The sequence below is a fragment of the Pseudomonas sp. GD03862 genome (assembly GCF_029840855.1).
In the GTDB taxonomy this organism is placed as follows: Bacteria; Pseudomonadota; Gammaproteobacteria; order Pseudomonadales; family Pseudomonadaceae; genus Aquipseudomonas; species Aquipseudomonas alloputida.
This window is the reverse complement of the sequence record NZ_JAOCDI010000002.1, coordinates 80,765-106,192: the sequence shown is the minus strand read 5'-3', so window position 1 is coordinate 106,192 and position 25,428 is coordinate 80,765. Positions and strand designations below refer to the sequence as shown.

At 63.4% G+C, this 25,428-nt stretch carries 23 protein-coding genes and 2 pseudogenes; 13 read left to right on the top strand and 12 right to left on the bottom strand.

Going from position 1 to position 25,428, the window contains the following annotated elements; all coding sequences use genetic code 11:
- Positions 1-30: 30 nt before the first annotated feature.
- The gene (locus tag N5D53_RS01845; RefSeq protein ID WP_104962043.1) at positions 31-1,026 is read right to left on the bottom strand and encodes a 5'-nucleotidase; all 996 of its coding nucleotides are present in this window, start codon (positions 1,024-1,026) and stop codon (positions 31-33) included.
- 142 nt (positions 1,027-1,168) lie between these two features.
- On the opposite strand from N5D53_RS01845, the gene N5D53_RS01840 reads away from it, so the two are divergent.
- Entirely contained in the window at positions 1,169-1,654 is a 486-nt protein-coding gene (locus N5D53_RS01840; RefSeq protein ID WP_104962042.1) for a hypothetical protein, read from the top strand.
- A 7-nt stretch (positions 1,655-1,661) separates the two neighbouring features.
- Here N5D53_RS01840 and N5D53_RS01835 read toward each other — a convergent pair.
- From N5D53_RS01835 to N5D53_RS01825, 3 genes and pseudogenes are all read right to left on the bottom strand, one after another.
- A pseudogene (locus N5D53_RS01835) lies at positions 1,662-2,647 on the bottom strand (D-2-hydroxyacid dehydrogenase family protein).
- Between the two features lie 110 nt (positions 2,648-2,757).
- Positions 2,758-3,915 carry a YbfB/YjiJ family MFS transporter gene (locus N5D53_RS01830; RefSeq protein ID WP_190869130.1) on the bottom strand — a complete coding sequence of 386 codons (1,158 nt, stop codon included), beginning with the start codon at positions 3,913-3,915 and terminating at the stop codon, positions 2,758-2,760.
- A gap of 14 nt (positions 3,916-3,929) precedes the next feature.
- Positions 3,930-5,612: an amidohydrolase gene (locus tag N5D53_RS01825; protein ID WP_190869131.1), complete on the bottom strand. Its 1,683-nt coding sequence runs from the start codon at positions 5,610-5,612 to the stop codon at positions 3,930-3,932.
- 129 nt (positions 5,613-5,741) lie between these two features.
- Here N5D53_RS01825 and N5D53_RS01820 point away from each other — a divergent pair, with 129 nt between their 5' ends.
- Positions 5,742-6,362 (top strand): TetR/AcrR family transcriptional regulator, encoded by a 621-nt coding sequence (locus tag N5D53_RS01820; protein WP_190869132.1) that lies wholly within the window; start codon positions 5,742-5,744, stop codon positions 6,360-6,362.
- A 52-nt stretch (positions 6,363-6,414) separates the two neighbouring features.
- Here N5D53_RS01820 and N5D53_RS01815 read toward each other — a convergent pair whose 3' ends face one another.
- Positions 6,415-7,314 carry a LysR substrate-binding domain-containing protein gene (locus tag N5D53_RS01815; protein ID WP_104962039.1) on the bottom strand — a complete coding sequence of 300 codons (900 nt, stop codon included), beginning with the start codon at positions 7,312-7,314 and terminating at the stop codon, positions 6,415-6,417.
- Between the two features lie 94 nt (positions 7,315-7,408).
- Here N5D53_RS01815 and N5D53_RS01810 point away from each other — a divergent pair, with 94 nt between their 5' ends.
- Positions 7,409-8,584 (top strand): MFS transporter, encoded by a 1,176-nt coding sequence (locus tag N5D53_RS01810; RefSeq protein ID WP_104887405.1) that lies wholly within the window; start codon positions 7,409-7,411, stop codon positions 8,582-8,584.
- Between the two features lie 53 nt (positions 8,585-8,637).
- On the opposite strand, the gene N5D53_RS01805 is transcribed toward N5D53_RS01810, so the two are convergent.
- The gene (locus N5D53_RS01805; RefSeq protein ID WP_010953466.1) at positions 8,638-9,261 is read right to left on the bottom strand and encodes a glutathione S-transferase; all 624 of its coding nucleotides are present in this window, start codon (positions 9,259-9,261) and stop codon (positions 8,638-8,640) included.
- 198 nt (positions 9,262-9,459) lie between these two features.
- Between N5D53_RS01805 and N5D53_RS01800 the strand changes: the two genes are divergently transcribed.
- The 4 genes from N5D53_RS01800 to N5D53_RS01785 all read left to right on the top strand — a co-directional run bounded on the left by N5D53_RS01800 (position 9,460) and on the right by N5D53_RS01785 (position 12,561).
- Entirely contained in the window at positions 9,460-9,762 is a 303-nt protein-coding gene (locus tag N5D53_RS01800; protein WP_190869133.1) for a DUF3077 domain-containing protein, read from the top strand.
- A 79-nt stretch (positions 9,763-9,841) separates the two neighbouring features.
- Positions 9,842-10,564: a hypothetical protein gene (locus N5D53_RS01795; RefSeq protein WP_190869134.1), complete on the top strand. Its 723-nt coding sequence runs from the start codon at positions 9,842-9,844 to the stop codon at positions 10,562-10,564.
- Positions 10,565-10,690: 126 nt separating this feature from the next.
- Complete coding sequence (locus N5D53_RS01790; protein ID WP_274139228.1) at positions 10,691-11,617, top strand: LysR family transcriptional regulator; 927 nt, start codon at positions 10,691-10,693, stop codon at positions 11,615-11,617.
- A gap of 167 nt (positions 11,618-11,784) precedes the next feature.
- Entirely contained in the window at positions 11,785-12,561 is a 777-nt protein-coding gene (locus N5D53_RS01785; protein ID WP_010953470.1) for an SDR family oxidoreductase, read from the top strand.
- Between the two features lie 11 nt (positions 12,562-12,572).
- Here the strand turns inward: N5D53_RS01785 and N5D53_RS01780 are convergent, their stop codons facing one another.
- Both N5D53_RS01780 and N5D53_RS01775 read right to left on the bottom strand, forming a co-directional pair.
- Positions 12,573-13,127, bottom strand: coding sequence for a WYL domain-containing protein (locus N5D53_RS01780; RefSeq protein WP_041167176.1), 555 nt, complete (start codon positions 13,125-13,127; stop codon positions 12,573-12,575).
- 211 nt (positions 13,128-13,338) lie between these two features.
- A complete protein-coding gene (locus tag N5D53_RS01775) occupies positions 13,339-14,247 on the bottom strand; it encodes a LysR family transcriptional regulator (RefSeq protein ID WP_014591500.1) in 909 nt (302 codons plus the stop codon).
- Between the two features lie 273 nt (positions 14,248-14,520).
- On the opposite strand from N5D53_RS01775, the gene N5D53_RS01770 reads away from it, so the two are divergent.
- Genes N5D53_RS01770 through N5D53_RS01760 form a run of 3 tightly spaced genes read left to right on the top strand, consistent with a single transcriptional unit; the run spans position 14,521 to position 18,115 of the window.
- Positions 14,521-15,825, top strand: a complete 1,305-nt coding sequence (locus N5D53_RS01770) for an MFS transporter (RefSeq protein WP_064490797.1) — start codon at positions 14,521-14,523, stop codon at positions 15,823-15,825.
- Positions 15,826-15,851: 26 nt separating this feature from the next.
- Positions 15,852-17,093, top strand: a complete 1,242-nt coding sequence (locus tag N5D53_RS01765; RefSeq protein WP_121161852.1) for a Zn-dependent hydrolase — start codon at positions 15,852-15,854, stop codon at positions 17,091-17,093.
- The gene (locus N5D53_RS01760) at positions 17,093-18,115 is read left to right on the top strand and encodes a histone deacetylase family protein (protein ID WP_104962034.1); all 1,023 of its coding nucleotides are present in this window, start codon (positions 17,093-17,095) and stop codon (positions 18,113-18,115) included. The genes N5D53_RS01765 and N5D53_RS01760 overlap by 1 nt, the downstream gene beginning before the upstream one ends.
- A gap of 116 nt (positions 18,116-18,231) precedes the next feature.
- Here N5D53_RS01760 and N5D53_RS01755 read toward each other — a convergent pair whose 3' ends face one another.
- Positions 18,232-19,656 (bottom strand): PLP-dependent aminotransferase family protein, encoded by a 1,425-nt coding sequence (locus N5D53_RS01755; protein WP_104962033.1) that lies wholly within the window; start codon positions 19,654-19,656, stop codon positions 18,232-18,234.
- A 324-nt stretch (positions 19,657-19,980) separates the two neighbouring features.
- On the opposite strand from N5D53_RS01755, the gene N5D53_RS01750 reads away from it, so the two are divergent.
- Entirely contained in the window at positions 19,981-21,393 is a 1,413-nt protein-coding gene (locus N5D53_RS01750) for an amino acid permease (RefSeq protein WP_004575400.1), read from the top strand.
- A gap of 3 nt (positions 21,394-21,396) precedes the next feature.
- Here N5D53_RS01750 and N5D53_RS01745 read toward each other — a convergent pair whose 3' ends face one another.
- The gene (locus N5D53_RS01745; RefSeq protein ID WP_004575401.1) at positions 21,397-21,576 is read right to left on the bottom strand and encodes a hypothetical protein; all 180 of its coding nucleotides are present in this window, start codon (positions 21,574-21,576) and stop codon (positions 21,397-21,399) included.
- Between the two features lie 114 nt (positions 21,577-21,690).
- On the opposite strand from N5D53_RS01745, the gene tam reads away from it, so the two are divergent.
- Positions 21,691-22,467 carry a trans-aconitate 2-methyltransferase gene (gene tam, locus N5D53_RS01740; protein ID WP_019438830.1) on the top strand — a complete coding sequence of 259 codons (777 nt, stop codon included), beginning with the start codon at positions 21,691-21,693 and terminating at the stop codon, positions 22,465-22,467.
- Here the strand turns inward: tam and N5D53_RS01735 are convergent.
- A complete protein-coding gene (locus N5D53_RS01735) occupies positions 22,457-22,828 on the bottom strand; it encodes a DUF2784 domain-containing protein (RefSeq protein ID WP_104962032.1) in 372 nt (123 codons plus the stop codon). The two genes, tam and N5D53_RS01735, sit on opposite strands and share 11 nt — an antisense overlap.
- 157 nt (positions 22,829-22,985) lie before the next feature.
- Complete coding sequence (locus N5D53_RS01730) at positions 22,986-23,855, bottom strand: LysR substrate-binding domain-containing protein (RefSeq protein WP_064490792.1); 870 nt, start codon at positions 23,853-23,855, stop codon at positions 22,986-22,988.
- Between the two features lie 243 nt (positions 23,856-24,098).
- Between N5D53_RS01730 and N5D53_RS01725 the strand changes: the two are divergent.
- Positions 24,099-25,349: pseudogene (locus N5D53_RS01725) on the top strand (MFS transporter); the annotation flags it as partial.
- Positions 25,350-25,428: the final 79 nt, after the last annotated feature.

Sequence of the window (25,428 nt, the reverse complement as noted above, 5' to 3'; positions counted from 1 at the left end):
CGCATGGGTCAAGGGTGTCGCTCTGGCGGTTTACGGTTCGCGTGACAATTCGCTGATCGGCAGTTGATCCTGCTTCACGTCGGGTGCCTGAGGCGAGCGCACTCTGTTCGCCACCCCAAACGGTACATGCACCATCGGCAGGTTTCCCGCTGGCGATTGCAAGTGCGTGCGCTGGTCGTCGAAAAACACATGCGGCTTCAATATCGACAACACCCTGGGCTTATCCATGCCGCCTAGGAAAAAGCACTCATCCGGGGATACGCCCCAATCCTTCAAGGTCGTCACCACCCGCTCATGCGAAGGCGCGTTGCGCGCCGTGACGATGGCAATGCGCAGAATCCGCTGGTACGTCGGGTCCTCGGCCAGCTTGCGGTCCTCCAGCATGCGTATCCGCGAAAGCTTGCGGTAAAGGTCTGCCAGTGGCCCCGGCGAATGCGGGGTGCCCTTGTGCATGCGCTCGTGTTCCTGGAAGTCGTCCAGGTTGTCGTTGCGCTTGTAAACACTCTCTGCCTCGTCGTCGGCAATCACGCCATCGAAGTCGAAGGCCACCCGCAGCTCGGTGTCGATTTCATCATCGTAGATGCGCGTAGGCAGCACACGCCCGGCAGGGTAGTTGGCGTCGATGGCCTTTTGCACATCTTCCTCGTTGGCGCTGAGAAACAGCGAGGCATTGAACGCCGGGATGTATTCGTAGGGCGAGCGGCCCGACATGAATGCCGCGCGGGTGATGTCCAGCTGATAGTGGCTGATGGAGCGGAACACCCGCAGGCCGGTTTCCGGCGAGTTGCGCGAGAGCAGCACCACTTCCACCGGCAACTGGTCGGGGAACGCCTTGTTGATGCTCAGGAAGCGGCGAATGAACGGGAGCGCCACCCCCCTGGGGAACGGCTCGTCCAGGTTCTGCTCCTGGTGTTGGCGGTAAGCCTCGACACCTTGTGTCTGGTAGATGTCATCGGAGACGGAGAGGTCGAACAGCGCACTCGAGGCTACGCCGATGACCAGTTTTTCTTCAATGGGGTAGGGCATGCAGCGGCTCCTGCGAGTGGCATGAAGGCAAGTGTACGCGCACGTTCTGACGAAAGCCGTCAATTGCGCGACTGATCAGTGGATCCGGTAGTGTCATTTTGATAGCTTCTCGCCCCTTACCGCAGTATCCGGACAGTGATTGATGAACCAGCTACATGAACACGGCACCCTGACTCCGCTTGCCGAGGCGAATGGGAACACGATGCACGAAAGCCACCTTGAGGCAGACGCGTCGGCCCAGCAGGCCACCGAGCACGAAGCACTGCTGGCCAGTATCGAGGCGCTGAACAAAAAGCTCGTGGCAACTACCCTGGCCCGTGTGCAGAAGGAAGGTGCGATCCACAAGCGTCTTGAGCAGTGCCAGCAGCAACTGGCCGCCAGCAATCAGGCTCGGGAAGGGCTGTCCATCACGGTGACCACGGCGCTGAAGAAGCTCGCGCTGGCAGCGAGCACCCAGGCAGACCGCGTGGACAGTGTGGAGGCGCGCTTGACCCGCCTGGCTGAGCGCCAATGTGAATGCACGTCGCAGTCAGCAGCCGGTTGGCCCGCGTATCTGGAGCGTCATGCCGTGTCGTTGGTTGCCTTGGCCGTGGCTGTGTTTACGCTGGGGCTGCATTTGCTCGGGTAGTGCAACTTCAAGGCTGCGCCGGGTTCAAGCGTTGAATTGCCAAAGCTTGAGGGTTGGCGACGTTCTTCGGCACCCCGTCGAAAAACGCCAGCACATTGTCGAAGGCGTACAGCTCGTAGCCGTTCTTCTCCACATACCCCAGGTGGGGCGTGCTGAGTACCCGTGGGTGGCGCAGCAGTGGATGGGCCGGGTCGAGTAACGGCTCGTCCTCATAAACATCCACCGCCGCGTAGCCCGGCCGCCCGGCATCCAATGCCTGCAGTAATGCGCCTGGTGCAATCAGTTCCGCGCGGCTGACGTTCACCAGCAAGGCGTCGGGCTTCATGTGGGACAGGTCGTCGAAGGTCACCCCATGGCGTGTCTGATCCGAAAGGCGCAGGTTCAGGCTGACAATATCCACCTCGGCAAAAAACGCCTCACGCGAGGCGGCAGCAGCGTGGCCATCGGCTTTGGCTGCGGCGCGGCTGTTGTCGCTGCCCCACACCAGCACGGGCATGTCGAAGGCCTGCGCATAACGCGCCAGGCGCTGGCCGATCTTGCCATAGCCCCAGATGCCCAGCGTCTGCCCGGCCAGCGCCTGGCCTAGGTTGACCTGCCATTGGCCTTGGCGGAAGGCATCAATGGCCGGCAGCAGTTGCCGGCGGGCATTGAGGATCAGCGCCCAGGCCAGTTCGGCAGGCGCTACCGGCGATCCGCGCCCCTCGGTCACGGCAATGCCGCGCGCGGTGCAGGCAGCCAGGTCGAGGTGGCGGATACCTTGCCGGTCTGGCTGATCAGCTTGAGGTTGGGCAGGCGGTCGAGCAAGGCGGCGTCGATGCGTGTGCGTTCGCGGGTGAGTACCAGGGCGTCGGCATCGGCAAAACGTGCTGCAAGTTGTTCCAGCGTGGCAGGCGGGAGCTCATGAAGGACGCTGACAGCATGCCCGCTCAGCTTGCCGAAGCAATCGAGCGTACGGATTACATCCTGGTAGTCGTCGGGAATGACAATACGCATGTTGGTCTGACCCGGTCGGTACAGTGAAGTGTCGAAGATAACCTAACGGGCGGTTTCGGTGTCAGATCGGGCTGCAGTCGTCGCACACCATCACCGGCTCATGCGCTCCATCAAGCAGCTTCACGAACTGCCCGCCGATGAACCACGCCGGCCACGCTCTTCAGCACGCACCCCAACACCACCGCCGTCCCTGCACTGGCAAAGATCATTTCTCGCCCGGCACTCTGTTGCTGCAACGCCACTAACGCCGGCGCTGCCGCCGCGGCCCCCAGTTGCAGCGCACTGACCCAGGGTGTCAACGTGCCGCGTGGGTCATTGGTGGCAATTGCCCCCATGTAGTAGGTTAGCGCCAGCACCCAGCCGAAGTTCATCAGAAACAGTGCCATGCACAGCTGATCGGCATCATGTGTATAGCGCGCCAGCAGGGTGATTGACACAAGCACTACCAGCGAGCCCAGGCCGATCATCGGGCCACGGCTCACCCGTGCGCCCAGCAGGCTGGGCAGGGCGCCGCCAGGCAAGCCACCCAGTATTCCCAGCCCGAACGCCCAGCCCACATCCACCGCCTCGATGCCACGTTCGCGCGCCAACTGTTCGACAAACCCCCACAACGAATAGATCGCCAACTGCAGGCACAGCATCCCCAGCAGGGCGTAGCGCCCGATAATCGCGGAGCCGCCGCCTGGCTGCGCCAGGCGCACGGGGGTTACGCGCTGCAGCCGTACCGGAATGAACAACGCAGCCATAGCGATCAGCACGAACCAGAAACCCAGTGATGCAATCGCCGTGCGGTGACCGAACTGCTCTGCCAGTTGTGGCAGGCAGGTCGCGTACAGGGCAAAGACAGCGGTTTGAATCAGCAGCGACAGGCCGTACGAGCGATCCTGGCCCGGCAGCCGGCCAAGCCCGCTGATCGACCCGGCATACAGCAGGCCCGCAGCGATACCACAGGCAAAACGGCACAGAATCAGGTTCGTCAAAGTGTCCAGCGCAGCGCTGAGGAGGTTCAACATCAGCGCTGCAAAGGCTGCCGCCAGGTACAGCCCACGGCCACTTGGATGACGCCTTGGTATCGATAGCAGCAGGCAGCCGAGCAGTGTTCCGCTCATTTCACTGGAAAGTACCCAGCCCTGTTGGCTAAGGTCCAGATGCAACCGCTCGGCCAGCAGGCCGATGAAGATGGGTTGTACGCCAATGATGATCAAGGCCGTGGCGGCGATGTAGATCAGCGCAGCACGCAGAAGCAGGGTGTTGTTATTGTTGTGCATGGTCGGGTCCGGGGTCAGGCGCGGGGCAGGGTACCTGCGTCGTGGGTGATGCGGCCGTTCATTACGGTCAGCGCTACTTCGGTATTGCCGATCTGGTAGCGGTCCAGTTCGAACAGGTCCTGCTCCAGCACGATGATGTCGGCACGCTTGCCAACGGTGATCGAACCGATTTCCCGTTCCAGGCCCAGTTGGTAGGCACCGTTGAGGGTATAGGCGGCGATCAGTTGCGGGATACTCAGGCGCTCGTCGGCATCGGGCATCACAGGGGCATCGGGTTCGCCACTGAGCTGGCGGGTGTGGCCCGATTCGATGTGTTCCACCGGCTTGTGCTGGCATCGGCATTGGCACACCAGGCCGTCCATGCCGATGGACACGGTCACACCTTGGTCGATGAAGCTGCGGAATTTATACATCGACGCCCAGCGTGGGTAGCCATAGGTCTGCTGGATGGCCTCGGCGTAGGCGTCGACCACGCCCCACTGTAACTGGGTGTTGGCCATGACGCCGATACGGCGAAAGCGCGGGATGTCGTCGGGGTGGGTGAGAAAGGCGTGAGTGATGACGTGACGACGGTCGCGGGGCGGATTGCTGGAGAACGTGCGCTCGAACACGTCCAGCGCCATGCGCACGGCTGCATCGCCCACTGCATGCACCATCACGTCGATACCGAGGGCGTCGGCCTTGCGCACATGGCCCTCGAACACTTCCTCGGGCATGGTCGTCGACCCGCAGCTGTGTGGCTTGTCGCAATAGGGCTCGAGCAGGAACGCGGTGTGGTTCAGCTCGGTCCCGTCCAGCATCAGCTTGAGAGTCTGCGCCTTGACCAGCGGCGAGTCGTAGCGTTCGCGCAGGGCCTGCAGCCGCGTGACCGGATCGTCCTCGGTGCCCATGTTGATGTAGCTGCCGACCACCCGCAGTTTCAGGCGCTCCTCACGCTCCAGTTGCTGCAGGGTTTCATACAGCAGCGACTGGTCGCCAGCGGGGTCGAGGAACCCGGCATCGAATACCGTGGTAATCCCGGCCGCCACCAGTTTCTCTTGCCAAAAGGGAATCGAGCGCAGGTACAGGTCGATGCCTGTCGGTAGGTAGCCGGCTTCGCTCAGACGTTGCATCAGCAGCGAATAGGCGGCGCAGTCAATGATCACACCCGTGGGCTCGCCGGTGATCGGGTCCTTTTCGAACCAGCTGGCGCCCTCTTCTACTGGCGGGGTGTTGCGGTCGATGCCGGCAGCGTTCAGGGCGAAGCTGTTGACCCACATGGTGTGATAGTCGGTGGACAGCAAGCACACGGGCTTGTCCGCACAGATGGCATCCAGTACTTCGCGGCGCAACATATGCCCAGGCATCAATGGCTGGATCCAGCCCATGCCGGTAATGGCTTTTTCACAGGGGTTGGCCTCGACGTAGGCCTGGAGCAGGGCCAGCACCTGTAGCGGGTCGGTATGGTTGACCAGCGCCTGAAAGGCAAAGGCGGTAGAGGAAAAATGCCAGTGAGACTCGACGAAGCCCGGCAGCACCAGTTTGCCGCCGGCATCCAGCAGGCGTGTGGCAGGGCCGGCGTATGCCATGACGCTGCCGTGGTCGCCCACGCAAACGATGCGTTCGCCGCAGATGGCCACCGCCTCAGCCCAAGGCCTGTGCGGGTCGACCGTGTAGATGCGGGCATTGTGAATAATGAGGTCTGCGGCGGTGGACATGGCAACTCCCAGGTCAGAATGGAGCATTAGTTTTGAGTTCATTAAAACATTTAGTCAATAAAATATTTTTACGGCGCAGCTTTGCGTTATGCTGTGCGCCGACGTGTACGATTCGAAAAAGGTGTGAATGTGAGCGGACTGCGCGAGCAGCAGAAGGCGATGCGTCGTGAAACCATCAGCCGAACGGCGCTAGGCCTGTTTGAAACGCAGGGTTACCAGACCACCACCATGGAGCAGATCGCGCGCTTGGCCGCAGTGTCGGTGCCCACGGTGTTTGCTTATTTCGGCAGCAAGCAGGAAATTTTGCTGGAGAAGCTCCGCGAGGCCGACCACCGGGCGGTGACCGAAGCCCGGCGGCGCCTGCCGGAATTCGACGATGCGCTGGAGGCCCTGTGCTGCTACGAAGCGCACTTGACCGATTACGCATTCGAGGTGCTGCCTGCACCGCTCTGGCGCGAGATATTGCCGCCGTTGCTGCCGTTGCTGGGGGCTGAGCAGCAGGGCGTGCCGGATGCCTACAGGCGCGTCAACGACGCGTTGGTCAACGAGTTGAAATGCCTGCTACAGGACTTGTGCGACAGCGGCAGGCTGGCGGCTGGGCTGGACGTGGGCTATGCGGCGTTCCTGATCAACGATTACGGGCACCTTCAGTTGCTGCGCCTTTGCAGCCGCGAGCCGCTGGACATGACGGCACACCGGGCGGATGTGCGGCGGTTCATGGGCTTTATCCTGGCCGGCATGCAAGCGTGATGAGACTGATCAGGGCGCGCGTGGGCGGCCCTGTCGCGACATGAGGCCGACCCTACAGGCCGTCAGATAGCTGTTCCACCAGAAAATCCACAAACACCCGCACCCGCGCCGGCATCGCCGGGCCGCCGACGAACACCGCATGAATCGGTTCCCGATCACCCGGGTTGTAAGCCTCCAGCAACGGCACCAGTTGCCCGTTGGCCAGGTCATCGGCCACGGTAAAGGTGCCGATACGCGCCACGCCGGCGCCCAGCCTGGCCAGCTGCGCCAGCGCCTCGCCGCTGCTGCATTCGATATTCCCTTTCACCTTCAGTGAGAACGTATGCCCGTCGCGGTGAAACGGCCAGTCAGGCATCGCGCGGCGGAAGTTGAAGCGCAGGCAGTTGTGCCTGGCAAGGTCTTCAGGTTCAAGCGGGGTACCGTAGCGTTGCAGGTATTCTGGCGAGGCCACCACTACCTGGCCGGTCTCGCCAATGGCGCGAGCGCTCAACGAGCTGTCCGGCAGGTGACCGAAGCGCAGCGCCACGTCGGCCTGGCCGCCGAGTATGTCGGCCACCTCGTCGCTGAGGGTCAGATCAACCAGCACTTGCGGGTAGCGTGCGCTGAAGGCCGCCAGCAGCGGCACTACGGTCAACCGGGCATGGCCCAGCGCAGCGCTGACCCGCAAGCGCCCGCGTGGCACGCCTTGGTCAGTGATGGCTTCTTCCACTTCGAGCATGTCTGCCAGCACCCGCCGTGCGCCGCGCAGGTAGGCCTCTCCCTCGGGGGTGAGGGTGAGCGCCCGGGTCGTGCGCAGCAGCAGGCGGGTACCCAGGCGCTGTTCGGTGCGGGCGAGAATGCGGCTGACCGCCGAGGGCGTCAGGCCTAGCGCTCGGGCGGCAGCAGACAGGCTGCCCGCTTGCGCCACCTTGGCAAAAATCTCCATCTCGCCGGATCTGCCACTGAAGTCCATTTGTGCCTCTAAAGCAAAGGTGGTTCGCAAAAATGCAGTCTAGTGCGCGTTTTAAACGGATCGTAGCATTTGCGGCATAGATAAGGAGCTTGCCATGCGTATCAATCCACCGCTTGTCGCACTCGCCATCGGTGCCTTCGGCATCGGCGTTACAGAGTTCGCCCCCATGGGCATGTTGCCCAGTATCGCTACCGACCTTGGCGTTTCCATTCCTGCTGCCGGGCTGCTGGTCAGTGCCTATGCCCTCGGCGTGCTGATCGGCGCGCCGCTGATGACCCTGGCCACGGTGAAGATCCCGCGCCGTTACTTGTTGATCGGGCTGATGGCCATTTTCACCTTGGGCAACCTGATGTCGGCCCTGGCCAGCGACTACGCCAGCCTGCTGGTGGCCCGCGTGGTCACTTCACTCAACCACGGCGCCTTCTTTGGCATCGGCTCGATCGTCGCGGCCAGTGTGGTGCCGCCCGAGAAGCGCGCCGGGGCCGTGGCTGCAATGTTCATGGGTTTGACCCTGGCCACCATCGGCGGCGTGCCGTTGGCGACCTGGTTGGGTGAAATGCTGGGTTGGCGCATGGCGTTCTGGGGTATTGCCGGGCTTGGCCTGGTGGCGATGACCACACTCTGGTACGCACTGCCCAATGTTGCGTCGCCCAAGGGCGAGGGGGCCATGGCCGAGATCCGTGTGCTGGGCCGCAGGCCGGTACTGGCGGCCTTGTTGCTGACCGTGGTGGGTTCCAGCGCAATGTTCACCGTGTTCACCTACATTGCGCCGATCCTGCAGCATGAAGCGGCGGCGTCCACCCCCTTCGTGACGGCGATGCTGGTGCTGTTCGGTGTCGGCCTGACCTTGGGCAACGTATGGGGCGGCAAGGCGGCGGACCGCTCGATCGATCGCACCCTGATCCTGTCACTGGCTGGGCTGATTGCCGTGCTGCTGGTGTTTCCGCTGGTACTGGACTGGCCGCTGCCGACCGCCTTGGCGATCCTGGTCTGGGGTGCGGCCAGCTTTGCCCTGGTGCCGCCGCTGCAAATGCGGGTCATGGAAGCGGCCAAGGATGCGCCCAACCTGGCCTCGGCGGTGAACATTGGCGCGTTCAACCTGGGCAATGCGATCGGTGCGGCGCTGGGTGGCGCGGTGATCAACGCGGGGCTGGGCTACCCGGCGATTTCCCTGGCGGGGGCTGCGATGGCGACGCTGGGGCTGGTGCTGGTGCTGCTGTTTGCCTGGCGTGGGCGAGGGGGGCTAGCCGGGCGGCAGGTTGCGGTGTAACAGGTCGGAACCTTGGGGCGCTTTGCGCCCCTCGATACACTTCCTTGCGGGTACTACGGGGTACCGTTTCGGCCATGCAAGTGATAGGCAGGGCGCTCGCTCAGGCGCTCGTAGTAATCGCGCACCGCGGGCAGGTGTGGGTGCTCGAACGGCGTTTCAAACCAGCGGTTGACCGACAGGCCGATCGGGATGTCGGCCAGGGTGAACTGGCTGCCGGCCACATAGGCACCGGTGCTGGCCAACTGGCGGTCGAGGATGCGCATGTAGCGTGACCACTCGGCACAACCGGCAGCCAGTGCTTGCGGGTCCTGGTGAGCGGGCGAATGCCTGACCAGCGACATGAACGCGTAGCTCCATGAGCGGTTCAGGTCCGAGGCCTGCCAGTCGATCCACTGGTCGATCCGCGCCCGCGCCTGGGCCTCGCCGGGATAGAACGCGGTGGCGCCGTAGCGGCTGGCCAGGTAACGGATGATGCTATTGGATTCCCACAGGGTGAAGTCGCCGTCCTGGATCACCGGAATCATGGCGTTGGGGTTCAGCGCGAGGAACTCGGTGCTGTCAGTGGCCTTGAAGCCAGAACCCCAGTCTTCGCGCTCGAACGCGATCTCGAATTCGGCGCAGGCCCACAGGACTTTTCGCACATTGATGGAAGAGGCTCTTCCCAGTATCCGCAGCATGGTGTTCGTCCTTGTGTGGGGGAGGTTGATCGTCCGCCACTGCGGGGGGCGGGTCAAGGGGGCTGAGCGGTGGCTTGGCGCTCCCTGTACAGGGTTCTTGTAGTCCATTTCCTAAAGTCACCCTTTCCACCCGTTTGTCATTGTAATGGGGTAGGCGGCGGCCTAGCCTCGGCAAGCGCCTAACCTTGAGGAATGGACATGGACAGCGAAACGCCGAAAAACAGCAGCAAGCCCTATGTCGTGCAAGCCGCGAGCCGCTTTGGCAACAGCGATGCCGAACTGGTGCAAATGAAACCGCAACTGCCAATACGCACCGCACTGATGGAAGCTTCGGGCATCATGGGCTGCATCACCGAAATTACCCGCAAGGCCATCGACAGGCCTGAAGACCGCCCGGTGATGATGAAGGCCACGTACTACCTGGCCGGGATGGCCAAGTCACTGATCGACGGCCAGTTGCTGCAGATGCGTCAGGCGCGCGAAGGCGGGGGCGAAGCCTAGCCAGGCTTGCCTGGGGGGCGCGAACTTGGCACCCTTGGGCGGTTTTAATCGTCTGTAACACGACAGAAGGAAGCATGCATTGAGCTGGGACAAGGTGGGGAAGCTTCTCGTCGCCGTGCTGATCGGCCTGATGGTCCTGTTGGCCGCCTACGCGGTGCTCAGGGGCAATCCGCGCCTTGAGGCGTCACTGACCTATGCCTACCTCACTTACCCCAGCCAGTTCAGCGAGCGGATCAGCAAGGCCAGCGAGCAGCTCAAGTACGAGCAGTTGCAGGGGCGAATCAACGGTATCGTTCAAGGCCAGCTGGCCCATGATCAGGTCGAGCGGCTCATCGAAATGGCGCAGGCCCCTTATGCCCAGCTGTTCGCCAAGCCTTTCGAGGCCGGGCTGGTGGACCACCGTACCGGCCTGCTGATCGAACTGCACAACAGTGGTGATGCGCAGGTCCGGCAGGTGAAAATCCGCCTGCCAGCCAAGGGCCTGGTGCAGGTGCGCGATGCTGCCGGCAACGACACGCTGCTGGAAACCGCCATCGCCCAGGTTGATATCCCGGCCATCGAGCCAGGTGGCACCTGCAAGGTGTGGGTGTATTTCGATGCCGACTACTCGCAGATCCGCCATGGCGGGGTCAGTATCAGCCACGCCGACGGTGAGGCCCATGTGCAGGTGTACCGCGAGGTCATCGGTTTTCCGGCCATGGTAGCCCGTTACAGCCGTGAGCTGATGATACTGCTTGGCATACTGGCGGCCAGTGTACTGGCCTTGGCCTATGCCTGCCTGGCACGTCGTGCGCCGCGGTAAAACAGCCTGCAGAAAGGTGCGTGCATTCGTTCTGCAATCAAGGGTCATTTGCGCAAAACTCAACACGCCCCCGCAGACGACGCTCTATAGTGCTCGGCATGACGAAACCCCTACCGAGCCTGCCTGATGATCCCTTCTCTGGACGCCATTTTTTCTCGCCTGCGCCTTCGCCAGTTGCGTTTGCTGATCGAGCTGGACCGCTGTGGCTCGCTGCACAAGGCAGCTGAAGCCATGGCCATTTCCCAGCCCGGTGCCACCAAGGCCCTGCGCGAGGTCGAGGAGGTGCTGGGCGTACCGTTGTTCCAGCGAATGCCCAGCGGCCTGGTTGCCAACGACGTGGGCCGCTGCGTGGTGCGCTACGCGCGGCTGATCCACAGCGACCTGGGGCATCTGCGCGAAGAGGTGTTGGGCATCGTCCAAGGCCAGGGCGGGCGGCTGGCGGTGGGCAGTATCATGGGGGCTATGCCCACACTGGTCAGCGCCCTCGGGCGCTTGCGCCGCAAACAGCCGCAGCTGGCAGTGGAAATCGCCGAGAATACCAGCGCCAACCTGCTCGCCCAGCTGGACGAAGGGCGCCTGGACCTGGCCATCTGCCGGCCAGGGCTGGGCCGTAACACGGCGGAGTATGGCTTTGTCGAACTGGCCCAGGAGCCGTTGGCGGTGGTCGCGCATCCGCAGCATCCGCTGGCCGGGGCGGCGGCACTCAAGATCAGCGACCTTAGCCATTATCGCTGGGTGGTTTATCCGGCCAACATGCCCATGCGCCAAGCGCTGGAACGCGAGTTGAGCGAGGCGGGGGTGGAGGTGTCACGGTATCCACTGGAGACCTTTTCCACCTTCGCCACCTTCATGCTGCTTGAAGATGACCCGACGTTGGTGGCAGTCATTCCCCGTGCGGTGGCGGCCTTTGCCGAGCAGCGCGGGTTGCTGGTGTCGCTGGCGGTGCCGCTACGGGCGCTGAGCGAGCCGTTCGGCATCGTGCACCGGGTCGCGGCGCCGTTATCGCCTGCGGCACGATTGCTGGTGGAGGAACTGACGGCGGGTGAAGTGTGACGGTCCCCATTGATTTCCAGTCCGTTGCCGAAGCGCTGGCAGGGATAAGCGGCGGTTATCGGTGGATCAGTTCTTTTCATTATCGGTGGCCCTGTCCCGTCCTCTAAATTGCCCCGGCAGCGCCTGTCAGTCACCCTGTCACCCTGATTGCATCAAGGAGCAAACCAATGGATCTAGGCATCACCGGCCGCTGGGCCATCGTCTGCGCGGCCAGCCAAGGCCTTGGCAAAGGCTGCGCCGAAGCGTTGGGCAAAGAAGGCGTCAACCTGGTCATCAATGCCCGTACCCAAGCCACTCTGGAGCAGACCGCCAGCGAGTTGCGCAGGGCCTGCCCGGGCATCGAGGTCCATACCGTGGCAGGCGATGTTGCCGATCCCAAGGTGCGCCAGGCGCTGTTGGCGGCCTGCCCGCAGGTCGACATTCTGGTCAACAACGCCGGTGGCCCGCCACCGGGGGACTTCCGTGATTGGGGGCGTGATGACTGGCTGAAGGCGCTGGACGCCAACATGCTCACGCCCATCGAGCTGATCAAGGCGGTGGTAGATGGCATGGCCGAGCGTGGTTTTGGCCGGGTGGTGAATATCACCTCCGGCGCGGTGAAGGCACCGATCGACATGCTGGGTTTATCCAACGGTGCCCGCAGTGGCCTGACCGGATTCATTGCCGGCCTGGCCCGGCAGCAGCGTCTGGCGGGCTGCAATGTGACACTCAACAACCTGTTGCCTGGGGCGTTCGACACGGCGCGCCTGCAAAAGACCTTGAAGGCTGCGGGTGGTGATGTGGAAGTCACTGCCCAGGCGCGGCGCAAGGCCATTCCGGCGTCGCGTTTTGGCGATGCCGCGGAGTTTGGCGCGTATTGCGCATTTCTGTGCAGCGCGCATGCCGGGTACATCACCGGGCAGAACCTGCTGATCGATGGCGGGGCGTATCCGGGAACCTACTGACGCCGTTGGCGCTATTGCTTGCAGCCGCCTTCGCCCTCATGCAGCGCCAGGCTCTGGCGCAATTGTTCAATCATGGCCGCGCGCAGCGCCTGCGGCGCCTGGATGCGGATCGACCCCGCCTGGGACAGCAGCCAGCCCATCAGCGCGCGGTTGTCGTCGACGGTGGCCACCAGCGCGGCGCCGCCGCCAGCCTGCGGCGTCAGTTGCATATCGACGGACAGGGGGGATTGCTCCAGGCGGCGGGCCAGCGCGTCATCGACCCAGGCATACAGTACGACGTGTGTCGGTGGGGCAAGTGCGTCGGGTTGCAGCTGCTGCGCTTCGCCCAGGCTCAAGCCCGGTTGCCAGTACCAGCCATAAGGCATGCCTTTACTGTTGCACTGTAGGGGGAACAGTGCGGCGAGCTCGACCAGGTCGCGCTCGACGGTGCGTTTGCTGGTGGTATGGCCCACGGTTGTCAGGGCAGCCTGCAACTGGGTGGAGCTCATTCCTGGGTGGCGGCCGGGCAGCAACTTGAGCAGTTGCCACTGGCGGGCGATGGTGTGGCGGGTCGGGTGGCTGGGCAAAGGCTCGTCCTTGAAGGCAGGCACCGAGCCTGCCTGGGTAGTGGCGTTTAGCTATTGCCTAGCATACCCCGTCACAAGATGGGATCCAAGTTGTGGCGTAAGGCCTCGGTCAAGTGGTGCGCCGCCAAGTCAACGACGAGCGTGTCGTTGTGGTAGTGGTAATCAGTTGGCAAGCGCGAATGCTGAGCGGTCTATCGAGCGGCCCAGCGCGTCAGGTGATGACCCGCTGCAACGCCTCGATAAACATCTCCTCCGCCCGGCTGAATCGCTGCTCTCTGTTCCACAGCAGGTGAATGTCCACATCGGCAATCCCTTCGTGCGGCGACAGCTTCCAAAGCAAGCCCGCGTCAACATCCGGTGCCACCACATGTTCGGGCAGGCAGCCGATGCCAAACCCGGCAATCACCAGTCGGCGCACTTCCTCAAGGCTTGGCGATGACGCCACGATACGCCCGGCAAACCCTTGTTGGTCGCGGAAAATGGTCAGCGGCGACAACATGCCGCCAATTTGGTCGCTGGTGAAACTGACAAAGTTCTCCCGCTGTAAATCGCCTTCGGCCTGACCGAACAAGGCATGGTGCTTGCCACAGAAGAATGCATATCGTTGGCGCAGAAACAGCCGCTGCTCCAGCCGTGGCTGTGCACGCCGGTTGAGGCTGAGGCCCGCTGTAGCGGTTTTCTCCTGCAGGGCGGCGACGATATCGGAGCTGCGCATCACGTCGATTTCCAGCTCGACCCTTGGGTGCTGGCGATGGAAGTTGGCCAGGAAGTCATCGAAACGTTCGCTGACGATGCGACTGATCATCAGCAGGCGCACTTTGCCCACCAGCTCGTCCGCCGGTTGCTCCAGCAAGCCGCCGATCTGCGACATCTGCCCGTACACCTCGCCAGCCAGCTGGAACAGCTGCTCGCCCATTTCTGTCAATACGAAGCGCGGTCCGCGACGGGCAATGAGCTGGCGGCCAAGCTGCTCTTCAAGGCGTTTGAGCGCCTGACTCACTGCCGGCTGGGTGAGGTGCAGGCGGGCGGCGGCACGGCTGATGGACAGCTCCTGGCCGATGACCCGGAAGGTGCGCAGCAGGTTCCAGTCGAGGCGGTCGTTGAGCAAGCGGTCAGGCATGGCAGGGCTCGATGATAAGCATGGCTAATAGTGCGCATAATAAATAGAAAATTGACTAATCATAGCCTCCGGCCGATAAATCGCAGTCATCGAAACCTGTTGGATCGACGTTGCCCCTCTTCGCGGGTGAATCCCCGCCTGCAGTGATCGCGCAGACGCTGTGGAAGCGGGTTGTCCCGCTGAAAAGGCACCATCGAGTCAACAGGCCAAGCGCCAGCAGAGCGCCCCGTGACCCTTGCAACTCCTGCCAGAACAACAAGCAAAGGAGCCCCCATGAAGCCGACCGCTTCCGCTCAACCGCGTCGTGCCGCCGCCGCCGCATTCATCGGCACCATGATCGAGTGGTACGATTTCTACATCTATGCCACCGCCGCCGCGCTCGTCTTCGGTGCCTTGTTCTTCCCCTCCGACGACAGCCTGTTCAGCACCATGGCCGCGTTCGGTACCTTCGCCGTGGGCTTCTTCGCCCGGCCGCTTGGCGGCATCATCTTCGGTCACGTGGGCGACCGTATCGGTCGCAAGAAGTCGTTGGTCATCACCCTGCTGATGATGGGCATCGTCACTGTCTGCATCGGCCTGCTGCCGACTTACGCACAAATCGGTGCGGCCGCGCCGGTGCTGTTGATCTTGCTGCGCATCGTCCAGGGGATTGCCGTGGGCGGCGAGTGGGGCGGGGCGGTACTGATGGCCGGCGAGCATGCGCCCAAGGGCCGCCGCAACTTCTTCGCGTCGTTCGCCCAGTTGGGTAGCCCGGCGGGCCTTATCCTGTCGCTGCTGGCGTTTGGTGCGGTCACCCGTCTGCCTGAAGAGGCGCTGATGAGCTGGGGCTGGCGCGTGCCGTTCCTGGCCAGTGCACTGCTGCTACTGGTGGGGCTGGCTATTCGCCTGGGCGTGAATGAGTCGCCCGAGTTCATGGCCAGCCGCGAGCAGGCAGAAAAGGCCAGGTGCAAGGAGCAGGCTCCGGCCCTCGAGGTGCTGCGCACCGCCTGGCGCCCGCTGTTGCTGTGTATCGGCGCCAATACCCTGGGCATTGCCGGGGTCTACTTCACCAATACCTTCATGATCAGTTACACCACCCAGCAATTGCACCTGGAGCGCTCGTTGATTCTGGAATGCCTGTTCTTCGTGGCGATCATCCAGTTCTGTGTGCAGCCCCTGGCGGCCTGGCTGTCGGAGAAGATCGGTGCAACTCGCTTCCTGGCCCTGGTCGCCCTGCTGGCGATGGCCTCGCCCTACCCGATGTTTGTGCTGGTGAGCTCGGGCCACGGGCCCCTGATTGTGCTAGGCATCGCCTTGGCCGCTGCCTGCATGGCCTCTTTCTACGCGGTGATCGCCGGCTACGTCAGTGGCATGTTCGAAACCCGCGTGCGCTACACCGCCATTTCCCTGGCTTACCAGATCTGCGGCGCCCTTGCCGGCGGCCTGACCCCGCTGATCGGCACCTGGTTGGCCCACACCTTTAGTGGCCAGTGGTGGCCGATGGCAGTGTTCTACACCTTCATCGCCACCCTTTCGCTGGTCTGCGTGCTTGCCCTGGCGCGCCAGTACGCCCGTAGCCAGCACCTGGAACTGGCCTGATCCGATTGACTCTGGAGTACCCGCACATGTTGAAAAGCAATGGCGAACGCCTGTGGGCGAGCCTGATAGCCATGGCCGAAATCGGCGCCACCGCCCGCGGCGGTAGCTGCCGCCTGGCGCTCAGCGACGAGGACAAGGCGGGCCGTGAACTGTTCAGCCACTGGTGCCGCGAAGCCGGCCTGACGCTGACGGTGGATGCCATAGGCAACCTGTTCGCCCGTCGTCCAGGTCGTGACCCGAATGCCGCACCGGTAATGATGGGCAGCCATCTCGACACTCAGCCCGAAGGCGGTCGTTTCGACGGTGTCTATGGCGTGCTGGCCGGGCTTGAAGTGGTGCGCCGCCTCAACGAGCTGAACATCCACACTCGCAAGCCGCTGGAAATTGCCGTGTGGACGAACGAGGAGGGCGCGCGCTTCACGCCGGCCATGTTTGGCTCGGCAGTGTTCACCGGCAGCCTCGCGCTGGCCGAAGCGCTGGCTATCCGCGATGCCGATGGCCTCAGCGTCGCCGACGAACTGCAGCGAACGGGCTTCGCCGGCCAGCGCCCTTTAGGTGGCCCGGTGGATGCCTATTTTGAAGCGCATATTGAGCAAGGTCCGATCCTTGAAGACAACGCCAAGGCCATTGGTGTCGTCAGCGGCGGGCAAGCGATTCGCTGGTTGGACGTCACGGTCGAAGGCATGGCGGCCCACGCGGGTACGACACCGATGCCCCTGCGCAAGGATGCCCTGTATGGCGCGGCGCGGATGATCCAGGCGGTCGAGCAGTTGGCAGCGGACTTCGCACCCGAAGGGCTGACCACTGTGGGCGAGTTGTCGATTGCCAAGTCCTCGCGCAACACCATTCCTGGTCTGCTGCGCTTTACGGTCGACTTGCGCCACCACTGCGATGAAGCCATCGAAGCCATGGAGCGCGACCTGAGCCTGAAGCTGCAAACCATTGCCAGCCAGCGCGGCCTGCAGGTACGCATCGAACGCCACTGGGTCAGCCCGGCCACGCCGTTCGACCCTGCATGTGTGGCTGCCGTGCAGCAGGCGGTGGACGAACTGGGCTACGCCCAGCAATCAATCGTCAGCGGTGCCGGTCACGATGCCATCCTGCTGGCCCGATACTGCCCGACGGCCATGGTGTTCATCCCCTGCGTCGGCGGCCTGAGCCACAACGAAGCCGAAGACGTATTACCCGACGATGCCCGACAGGGTGCCGATGTGCTGCTGAACGCCGTGTTGGCCCGTGCGGGCCGTGTCGAACAAGGAGAAGGCTGATGCGTTGCTACTTCCACCCCGAACAACTGCTGCACCACCCACGCAGTTACTACTCGCGCGGCGCCATGCGCACCCCGCAGGAAGTCCCCGAGCGCGCCCAGCGCCTGCTGAAGGCGGCCAAAGACCTGGGTTTCGACATCCGCCAGCCCGACGATGCCGGCCTTGAACCGCTAAAGGCCGTGCATGGTGAGGCCTACCTGGCCTTTCTCGAAGAGGCCCATGCACGTTGGAAAGAAGTGCCCGAAGACTGGGGTGACGAGGTCATGTCCAACATTTTCGTGCGTGAGCCCAACGCTCTGCGCGGCATCCTCGCCCAGGCCGGCCGCTACCTGGCAGACGGTAGCTGCCCGGTGGGCGAACACACCTGGCACTCGGCCTATTGGTCGGCGCAAAGCGCGGTTGCAGCGGCCAAGGCCATCCTCGACGGGGAGCCTGCCGCCTATGCCTTGTGCCGACCACCGGGGCACCATGCGCGGTTCGATGCCGCTGGCGGCTTCTGCTACATCAACAACGCCGCCGTGGCCGCCCAGGCCCTGCGCAGCCGCTACAACCGTGTAGCGATCCTCGATACCGACATGCACCATGGACAAGGGATTCAGGAGATCTTCTACGATCGCCGTGATGTGCTGTATGTGTCGACCCATGGCGACCCGACCAACTTCTACCCGGGCGTGGCCGGGTTCGCGGACGAGCGTGGCAGGGGTGAGGGGGAGGGTTACAACCTCAACCTGCCGATGGCGCATGGGGCGAGCGAGGCGGACTTCATGGGGCAGCTGGAGGTTGCGCTGGCTGCAGTGACGGACTTTGGTGCCGAGGTACTGGTGCTGTCGCTGGGGTTCGATATCTACGAACTGGACCCGCAGAGCAAGGTGGCTGTGACCACTGCAGGGTTCGCTGCGTTGGGTGAGCGAATTCGGGCGTTGCGCTTGCCTTGCCTGATTGTCCAGGAGGGGGGCTATCACCTGGAGAGCCTGGAGGTGAATGCGCAGGCGTTCTTTGCTGAACAGGCGGACTGGCGATAAGTGCCAGAGGCCGGCATCGGTGGTTTGGCTGCCGGCCTTTTCGCGTCTGAACCCATTCCCATGGGCGCTTTGCGGCTTTCGAGTTTTTGCCCGCCATCGATAGGGGGCGACACCCCCTACATCCCACCCCGTCGCACATGCTTCACCAACACCTTCTCCAACAACTCCCACATCGCCGGGTCCGTACTGAACGCCACGTTGAACCGCATCCACCCGGTCGCCTTGGCGTCGACCATGAACAACTGCCCAGGGCCTAGCATGATGCCTTTCTCCAGCGCATCGTCCAGCAACGCGGCACTGTCGGGAATCGCCGGGTGGCGGGTCCAGATGTACATGCCTTCATCCGATTCGGTGAACAGTTCGAAGCCCAATCGATGCAGATGCCGGCCAACTTCCTGATGCGCCTCGGCCAGCCGCTGGCGCAGGCGCTTGAGGTGCTTGCGCCAGCGCCCGTCGATGATCGCCGCATACACCACGCGCTCCATCACCTGCGAGGTGGTCAGGCCTGAGCGCATCTTCAGGTGCAGCAGTTTTTGCATCAGCTCGGGGTTGGCCAGCATGTAGCCGACCCGCACGTTGGGCGAAATGCTCTTGGAATAGCTGCCCACGTACACTACCTGCTGCAGATGGTCGAGGCTGGCCAGGCATGGCTGCGGCTCGGCGACCATGTCGGCGTACAGGTTGTTCTCCACCAGGCGGAAGCCATGCTGGCTGGCAAGCTGCAGCAGGCGGTGCAACTGCGGCAGCGGGGTGCGCGAGCACGTCGGGCTGTGCAGGTGCGGCTGGGTGAAGAACGCCGTCGGGCGGTGGTGGCTGAGCAATTGCTCCAGCTGGTTCAGGTCGTAGCCGGCCGGTGTACGTGGCACGCCTACCAGGGTTGCGCCTTGGGTGCGCAGGATGCTCATGAGGTTCGGGTAGCCGGGGTCGTCCACCAGCACCACATCGCCCGGGCGCACCAGTGTGCGTGCGGCCAGGTCCAGGGCCTGGCTGGCGCCGTGGGTGAGCATCAGCTGTGCCGGGTTGGCGACGATCGACAGCTCTTGTTGCAGGTTCTGGGCGGTCAGCGCACGCAGCTCCATCAGGCCCATGGGGTCGCCGTACCCCGACAACTCCAGCGGGCTGCCGGCCACCTGGCGCAGGCCGCGGCGCAGGCCGTCTTCGTACATCCAGTCGTTGGGCAGCCAGCCGCACCCCGGTTTGTACGGCAACTGGCGGATTTCGAAAATCTGCTGCAGGTACCACTCGGAGTTGAACGTTGGTCGACTGGTGTCGGCCTCGGTGTTGTGCTGCTCCAGCAGTTCGCCCGCCGCACGGTTGACGAAGAACCCCGCATTGCCACGGCTCACCAGCAGCCCTTGGGCGACCAGGCGGTCGTAGGCCTCGACCACGGTGAAGGTACTCACCGAATAGCTTGCGGCAAAGGCGCGAATCGACGGGACCTTGGCGCCTGGCTTGAGGGTTTGGTTGTCGATCAGCTCGCGCAGCCCATCGATGATCTGGTTGACCAGCGGGGTTGAGGAGTCTGGATGTAATTCGAACATTCGGGGCCTTCAGGGTGCGTATCGCCTGGCGTCTGCAGGGTGTACTGCATGGGCGACCTATACAGTGCAGTGCGAGATTCATGCCACTGTGCATGGCTCTCTGCGTCGGACATTTTTACATTAGGTGTCGGATATCGCCACATAAAGCATGTTCAGTTCGCCTCAGGCAGTCGCCCTGGGGCGCGTCAGCAGGCCGCCATGGAAGGCCTGCGTGTGTAATTCACACCATCCTGCCCGCATTAGCACTGATGTACAGGTGAAATCGCCAGCCATCGGGATTTCACAGTTTTCCTTGGATAAGAAGAAGCACGGGGTACACAACTGATGGACGCAACATCCACAACCACCACCGCGAAAAGCGGGCACGAGAGCAAGCTCAGTGCCTCGCTGAAGTCGCGCCACCTGACGATGATGTCGATCGCCGGGGTTATCGGCGGCGCCTTGTTCGTCGGTTCCGGCAGCGTGATCCACAGTGCCGGCCCAGCCGCTGTCCTGGCCTACCTGGCAGGCGGCATCCTGGTGGTGCTGATCATGCGCATGCTGGGTGAAATGGCGACTTCCTCGCCTGACACCGGCTCGTTCTCAACCTACGCCGACCGCGCCATTGGCCGTTGGGCCGGTTTCACCATTGGCTGGCTGTACTGGTGGTACTGGGTCATCCTCATGGCCTGGGAAGCCTATGTGGCGGGCAAGATCCTGCATGGCTTCTTCCCCGACGTCAGCGTCAACGTGTTCGTGCTGGCCACGACCTTGTTGCTGATCACCGTCAACTTCTTCAACGTCAAGCACTACGGTGAGTTCGAGTTCTGGTTCGCCTTGATCAAGGTGATTGCGATCGTCTGCTTCCTGATCGTGTGTACGGCTGCCGTGATGAACATCTGGCAGTTCGGTGAAGTGCGTGGCATCAGCCACCTCACCGCCGAAGGCTTCATGCCCAATGGCATCACCACTGTGATCGGTGCCTTGCTCGGGGTGATGTTCGCCTTCCTCGGCGCCGAAATCGTCACCATCGCCGCTTCCGAAGCCAAAGACCCGGCTGCGCAGATCGTCAAGGCCACCAACTCGGTGGTCTGGCGTGTGTGCCTGTTCTACGTCGGCTCGATCTTCCTGATCGTCTGCCTGGTACCGTGGAACGACCCGCACCTGGGTGTTTCTGGCTATGGCGCCTATCGCCGTACCCTGGAACTGCTGGGCGTGCCGTATGCCGAGCTGCTGATGAACTTCGTGGTGCTGACTTCGGTGAGCAGCTGCCTGATCTCGGGCCACTACACCGCTTCGCGCATGCTGTTCTCCCTGGCCCAGCGTGGCGATGCGCCGTCGTTCTTCAAGATCACCCGCGCCGGTACCGGTGTACCGGTGTACGCGATCATGGGTTCGTGCGCCGTGGCCGTGGTGTGTGCATTGATCAACTTCAGCGAGACCCTGCGCCCGAAAGACGTGCTGGACACCCTGATGAACACCACCGGCATGATCGCCCTGCTGGTGTACCTGGTTATCGCCTTCTCGCAGCTGCGCATGCGCCGCAAGCTGATTGCCGAGGGCAAGGAAGTACGCCTGAAGATGTGGTTGTTCCCGTGGCTGACCTACCTGGTGATCGCGTTCATCGTGGCTGCCCTGGTCACCATGGCCTTCATGCCTGACTACCAGATCCTGGTCATTTCCACCGGTATCGCTGCGGCGGTCGTGGTGGCGATGGGTGTGGTGCACCAGATCCGCTCTGGTAGCAAGCAGCACTAAGCGTCACTCGCGTCTGGAAACGGCCGGCTCCCTTGGGGACCCGGCCGTTTCGCGTTGTTGGGCCTGGGCTTTTTCTGCGGGCATGTGGAAACGCTGGTTCATCCACGGTGAACCGAGCAGGGCGGCCGCAGCGATCAGGGCCAGGATGGCGAGGGCGATGTAGGTCTTCACGGGCGTGCGCATGCAAGGACTGACTTCAAGCACAGGTGATCAGTTCCGGCGTAATCCGTTCGCAACCGTCCCGCCGGGCGACAGATGGCATATGCTAGGCACATTGCCCGCCCAAAGGAGCCGCACATGGCCTGGTCCGCCAACCAGTATTCCCTGTTCGAAGACGAACGCACACGCGCCGTACGCGACCTGATTGCCGCCATCCCGCCACGGCCGGTGCGCCACGCCACCGACCTGGGGTGCGGCCCCGGCAACTCGACCGAAGTGCTGCTGCAGCGTTACCCCGATGCCCAGGTGACGGCATTGGACAGCGACCCGGACATGATCGACAAGGCCCGTGAGCGCAAGCGGCTGTGCATCCCGCGTGTGCGCACGGTCATTGCCGACATTGCCGGCTGGACTGCCCCCGAGCCGCAGGACCTGATCCTGGCCAATGCCTCGCTGCAATGGGTACCTGACCACGCCTTGCTGTATCCGCACCTGGTGCGCCAGCTCAGCGAAGGCGCCAGCCTGGCTGTGCAGACCCCGGACAACCTCGACGAGCCGGCCCACCGGCAGTTGCGCGAGATCGCAAGCCAAGGCCCCTGGGCGGCGAAGTTCGCCGACTTGCAGCTGCCGCCACGGCACAACGCGGCGTTCTACTACGACTTGCTCAGCCCGCTGTGCGCGCGGGTGGACGTGTGGCGCACCACCTATCATCACCCGTTGGTGGGGGGCGCCGAAGCGGTAGTGGAATGGTTCAAGGGCTCGGCGTTGCGGCCTTATCTGGCCAGGCTTGATGAGCAGGAGCAGGCCGACTTCCTGCAGATGTACCTGCAGGCCATGCAGCGCGACTATCCGCCGGCCTCTGATGGCAAGGTCCTGTTGCCCTTCCCGCGGTTGTTCGTGATCGCTACCCGCTAGGGCGGCGCCAGCGCCAGGCCACGTAGCTGTAGATGCCGAGGTTCAGCGCCAGCACGAGGGTGCCCAGCAGCAGCTGGATCTGCGGGGTCAGGCCGGTGGGGTAGATCAGTGGCCAGACGTAGTGCTCGACGAAGCTGCCCTGGTAACCTGCATCACCGGCGGCATTGCGCATGCGGTTTTCCCAGGTGGTGAGCGGGCAGCCCAGGTGCAGGCACTCCACCGCCAGGCCCCAGGCCAGGACCGGCAAGTGCAGCAACAGGGCAGGGCGCCAGCGCAGCACCAGCAGCCCGCCGAACAGCACCAGCAGGATGAAGGCCAGGTGCAGCAGCACCAGGGTGTCGGCGGCAAGGCGGTAGAGCATGGGTTGGGTGCCCGGGGATTGGGGTTATCCCAGCATAGTCGGGTTGCCTGATCTGGCCCCTTCGCAGGGTCGCCCGCTCCCACAGCATCACCACAGATTCCGGATGCCGCGCAGGACCTGTGGGAGCGGGCGAGCCCGCGAAAAGGCCAGCACAGGCCTAGACTCCTTCCTCGACCATCTGCAGGAAAGTCGCCACCACCCGGCGCGTACGCTGCTCGCTCAGGCACACCAGGGTCTCGGTCAAATGCCGCTGGCAATCGACGATCGGCAATGCACACACCCGCGCATCGGCACCGAACTCCGCCGCCGACACCACGCCCACGCCAATGCCTACCACCACCGCTTCACGCGCCGCTTCCCGGCCTTCCACCTGGATCGCTGCGCGTATCCGCAGGCCGGCACGTTGCATCTCTTCCTCCAGCGTCTGCCGCGTCACCGAACCGGGCTCGCGCAGCACCAGTGGCGTGTCATCGAGGTCGGCCAGGCTGATCGAGCCACGGCTGGCCCATGGGTGGTGGTGGGAAACGAACGCCACCATCGGGTCACGACGCAGCGGCAGGCAATGCAGGCGCTCGTCGTCGACATCCCGCCCCAGCAGGGCCAGGTCGGCCTGATAGCTGAACAGCCGCGCCAGCGATTCGTCGGTATTGCCGGTTTCGATCTTCACCTGGATACCCGGATAGCGCTGGCAGAAGCGGGCGATCTGCGGCAGCACGTGCACCGGCGCATCCACTGCCAGCACCAGGCTGCCGGTGTGCAGCGCACGCGAGTCGTGCAGCAGTTCCTGGGCTTCGGCCTCGCAGGCGAACAGGCGCTGGCTGATGCCCAGCAGCCGCTCGCCAAGGTCGGTGAGCTGCACCGAGCGTTTGTTGCGGTGGAACAGCAATACGCCGAAGCGCTCCTCCAGTTTGCGCACCTGGTCGGACACCGCAGGCTGGGTAAGAAACAGCTTTTCGGCGGCGCGGGTAAAGCTGCCGTGCACGGCCACCGCATGGAAAGCCTTGAGTTGAGCGTGGGAAACCGACATGACGACCTCAGTAACAAGCTGGGCTTATGTGTGTAATACGATAAATCGATTTTATTTATCTTACAGCAACTGTTTCCATGGATTTCAGCCCGACGCTGGCACCACGAATGCCGCCAGGGCCATGGCGCTCACACGGCGCCACCTGACCCGATGACAGCCTCGTCATCGCTGTGCGTAACACAAGAACAAGACAGGCGTTTCTTCACATTCTGCCGGCACACTTGAGCAAGAGGTCAGACTTACATGAATCAATCCCTAGCCGCGTTCAAACGCTGGCGCATCCAGATTTTCGCCATCACCTGGCTGGCTTACGCCGCCTTCTACTTCACCCGCAAAGCCTTCTCGGTGGCCAAGCTGGGCATCGCTGAAGACCCAGGTTTCATGCTCGACAAGGCCGCCATGGCCAACCTGGACGCCATCTACCTGGCCGCCTATGCCGTGGGCCAATTCACCTGGGGCATGCTTGCCGACCGCTTTGGCCCGCGCGTGGTCGTGTTGGGCGGGTTGCTGATTTCTGCGGCGGCGGCAGTCGTGATGGGCAGTTACGCAACCTTCCCGATCTTCGCTACCTGCATGCTGGTGCAGGGCCTGGCGCAATCCACCGGCTGGGCCGGCTTGTGCAAGAACATCGGCAGCTTCTTCCCGGCTTCGCAGCGCGGGCGGGTGCTGGGCCTGTGGAGTTCCTGCTATGCCTTCGGCGGCCTGGTGGCCTCGCCGTTCGCGGGCTGGTGGGCCTACACCCTGGTGGGTACCTGGCACGCGGCGTTCTTCTCCAGCGCGGCAGTGGTGGCGCTGGTGGCGGTGCTGTTCTTCTTCCTGCAGCGCAACAAACCCGAGGACGTCGGCTTGCCGGCGGTTGAGCCCGAGCCGCAAAGCATGGCTCCGGCCGGCAACCTGTGCAGCGTGTGGGCACCCCTGAGGGAGATCCTGCGCAACCGCACGGTGTTGACCCTGGGCCTGGCGTACTTCCTGCTGAAGCCGGCGCGCTACGCCATCTTGCTGTGGGGCCCTGTGATCGTCTTCGAGCAGATGCCCTCAGTGGGCAAAGTGGGCGCGGCAATCATCCCGACTGCTTTCGAACTGGCCGGGCTGCTTGGCCCGATCATGATCGGCCTGGCCTCGGACAAACTGTTTGGCGCCCGGCGCATGCCGGCCTGCGTGATCAGCCTGGTGCTGCTGACCGTGACACTGGCGTTGTTCATGGCGGCCATGCACACCGGCAGCGTGCTGCTGGTGGTGGCCTTGCTGTTCGTCATGGGCCTGACCCTGTACGGGCCGGACTCGATGATCAGCGGCGCTGCAGCCATCGACTTCGGCACCGCCAAGGCCGGCGCCACCGCAGCAGGTTTCGTCAACGGCTGTGGCTCGGTGGGCGCGGTGCTGGGCGGGCTGCTGCCGGGTTACTTCGACGGCGTCACGGTGTTCATCGTGTTCGCGGGCTGCGCGCTGTTCTCGGCGCTGGTGTTGCTGCCGCACTGGAACAGCCGCCCGGCCAGCAGCGCGCAAGGCACTGACGTGGCACCGAACACCAGCATGGCAATCAAGCCACTGCGTACTTAAAGGAAAGCGAGCG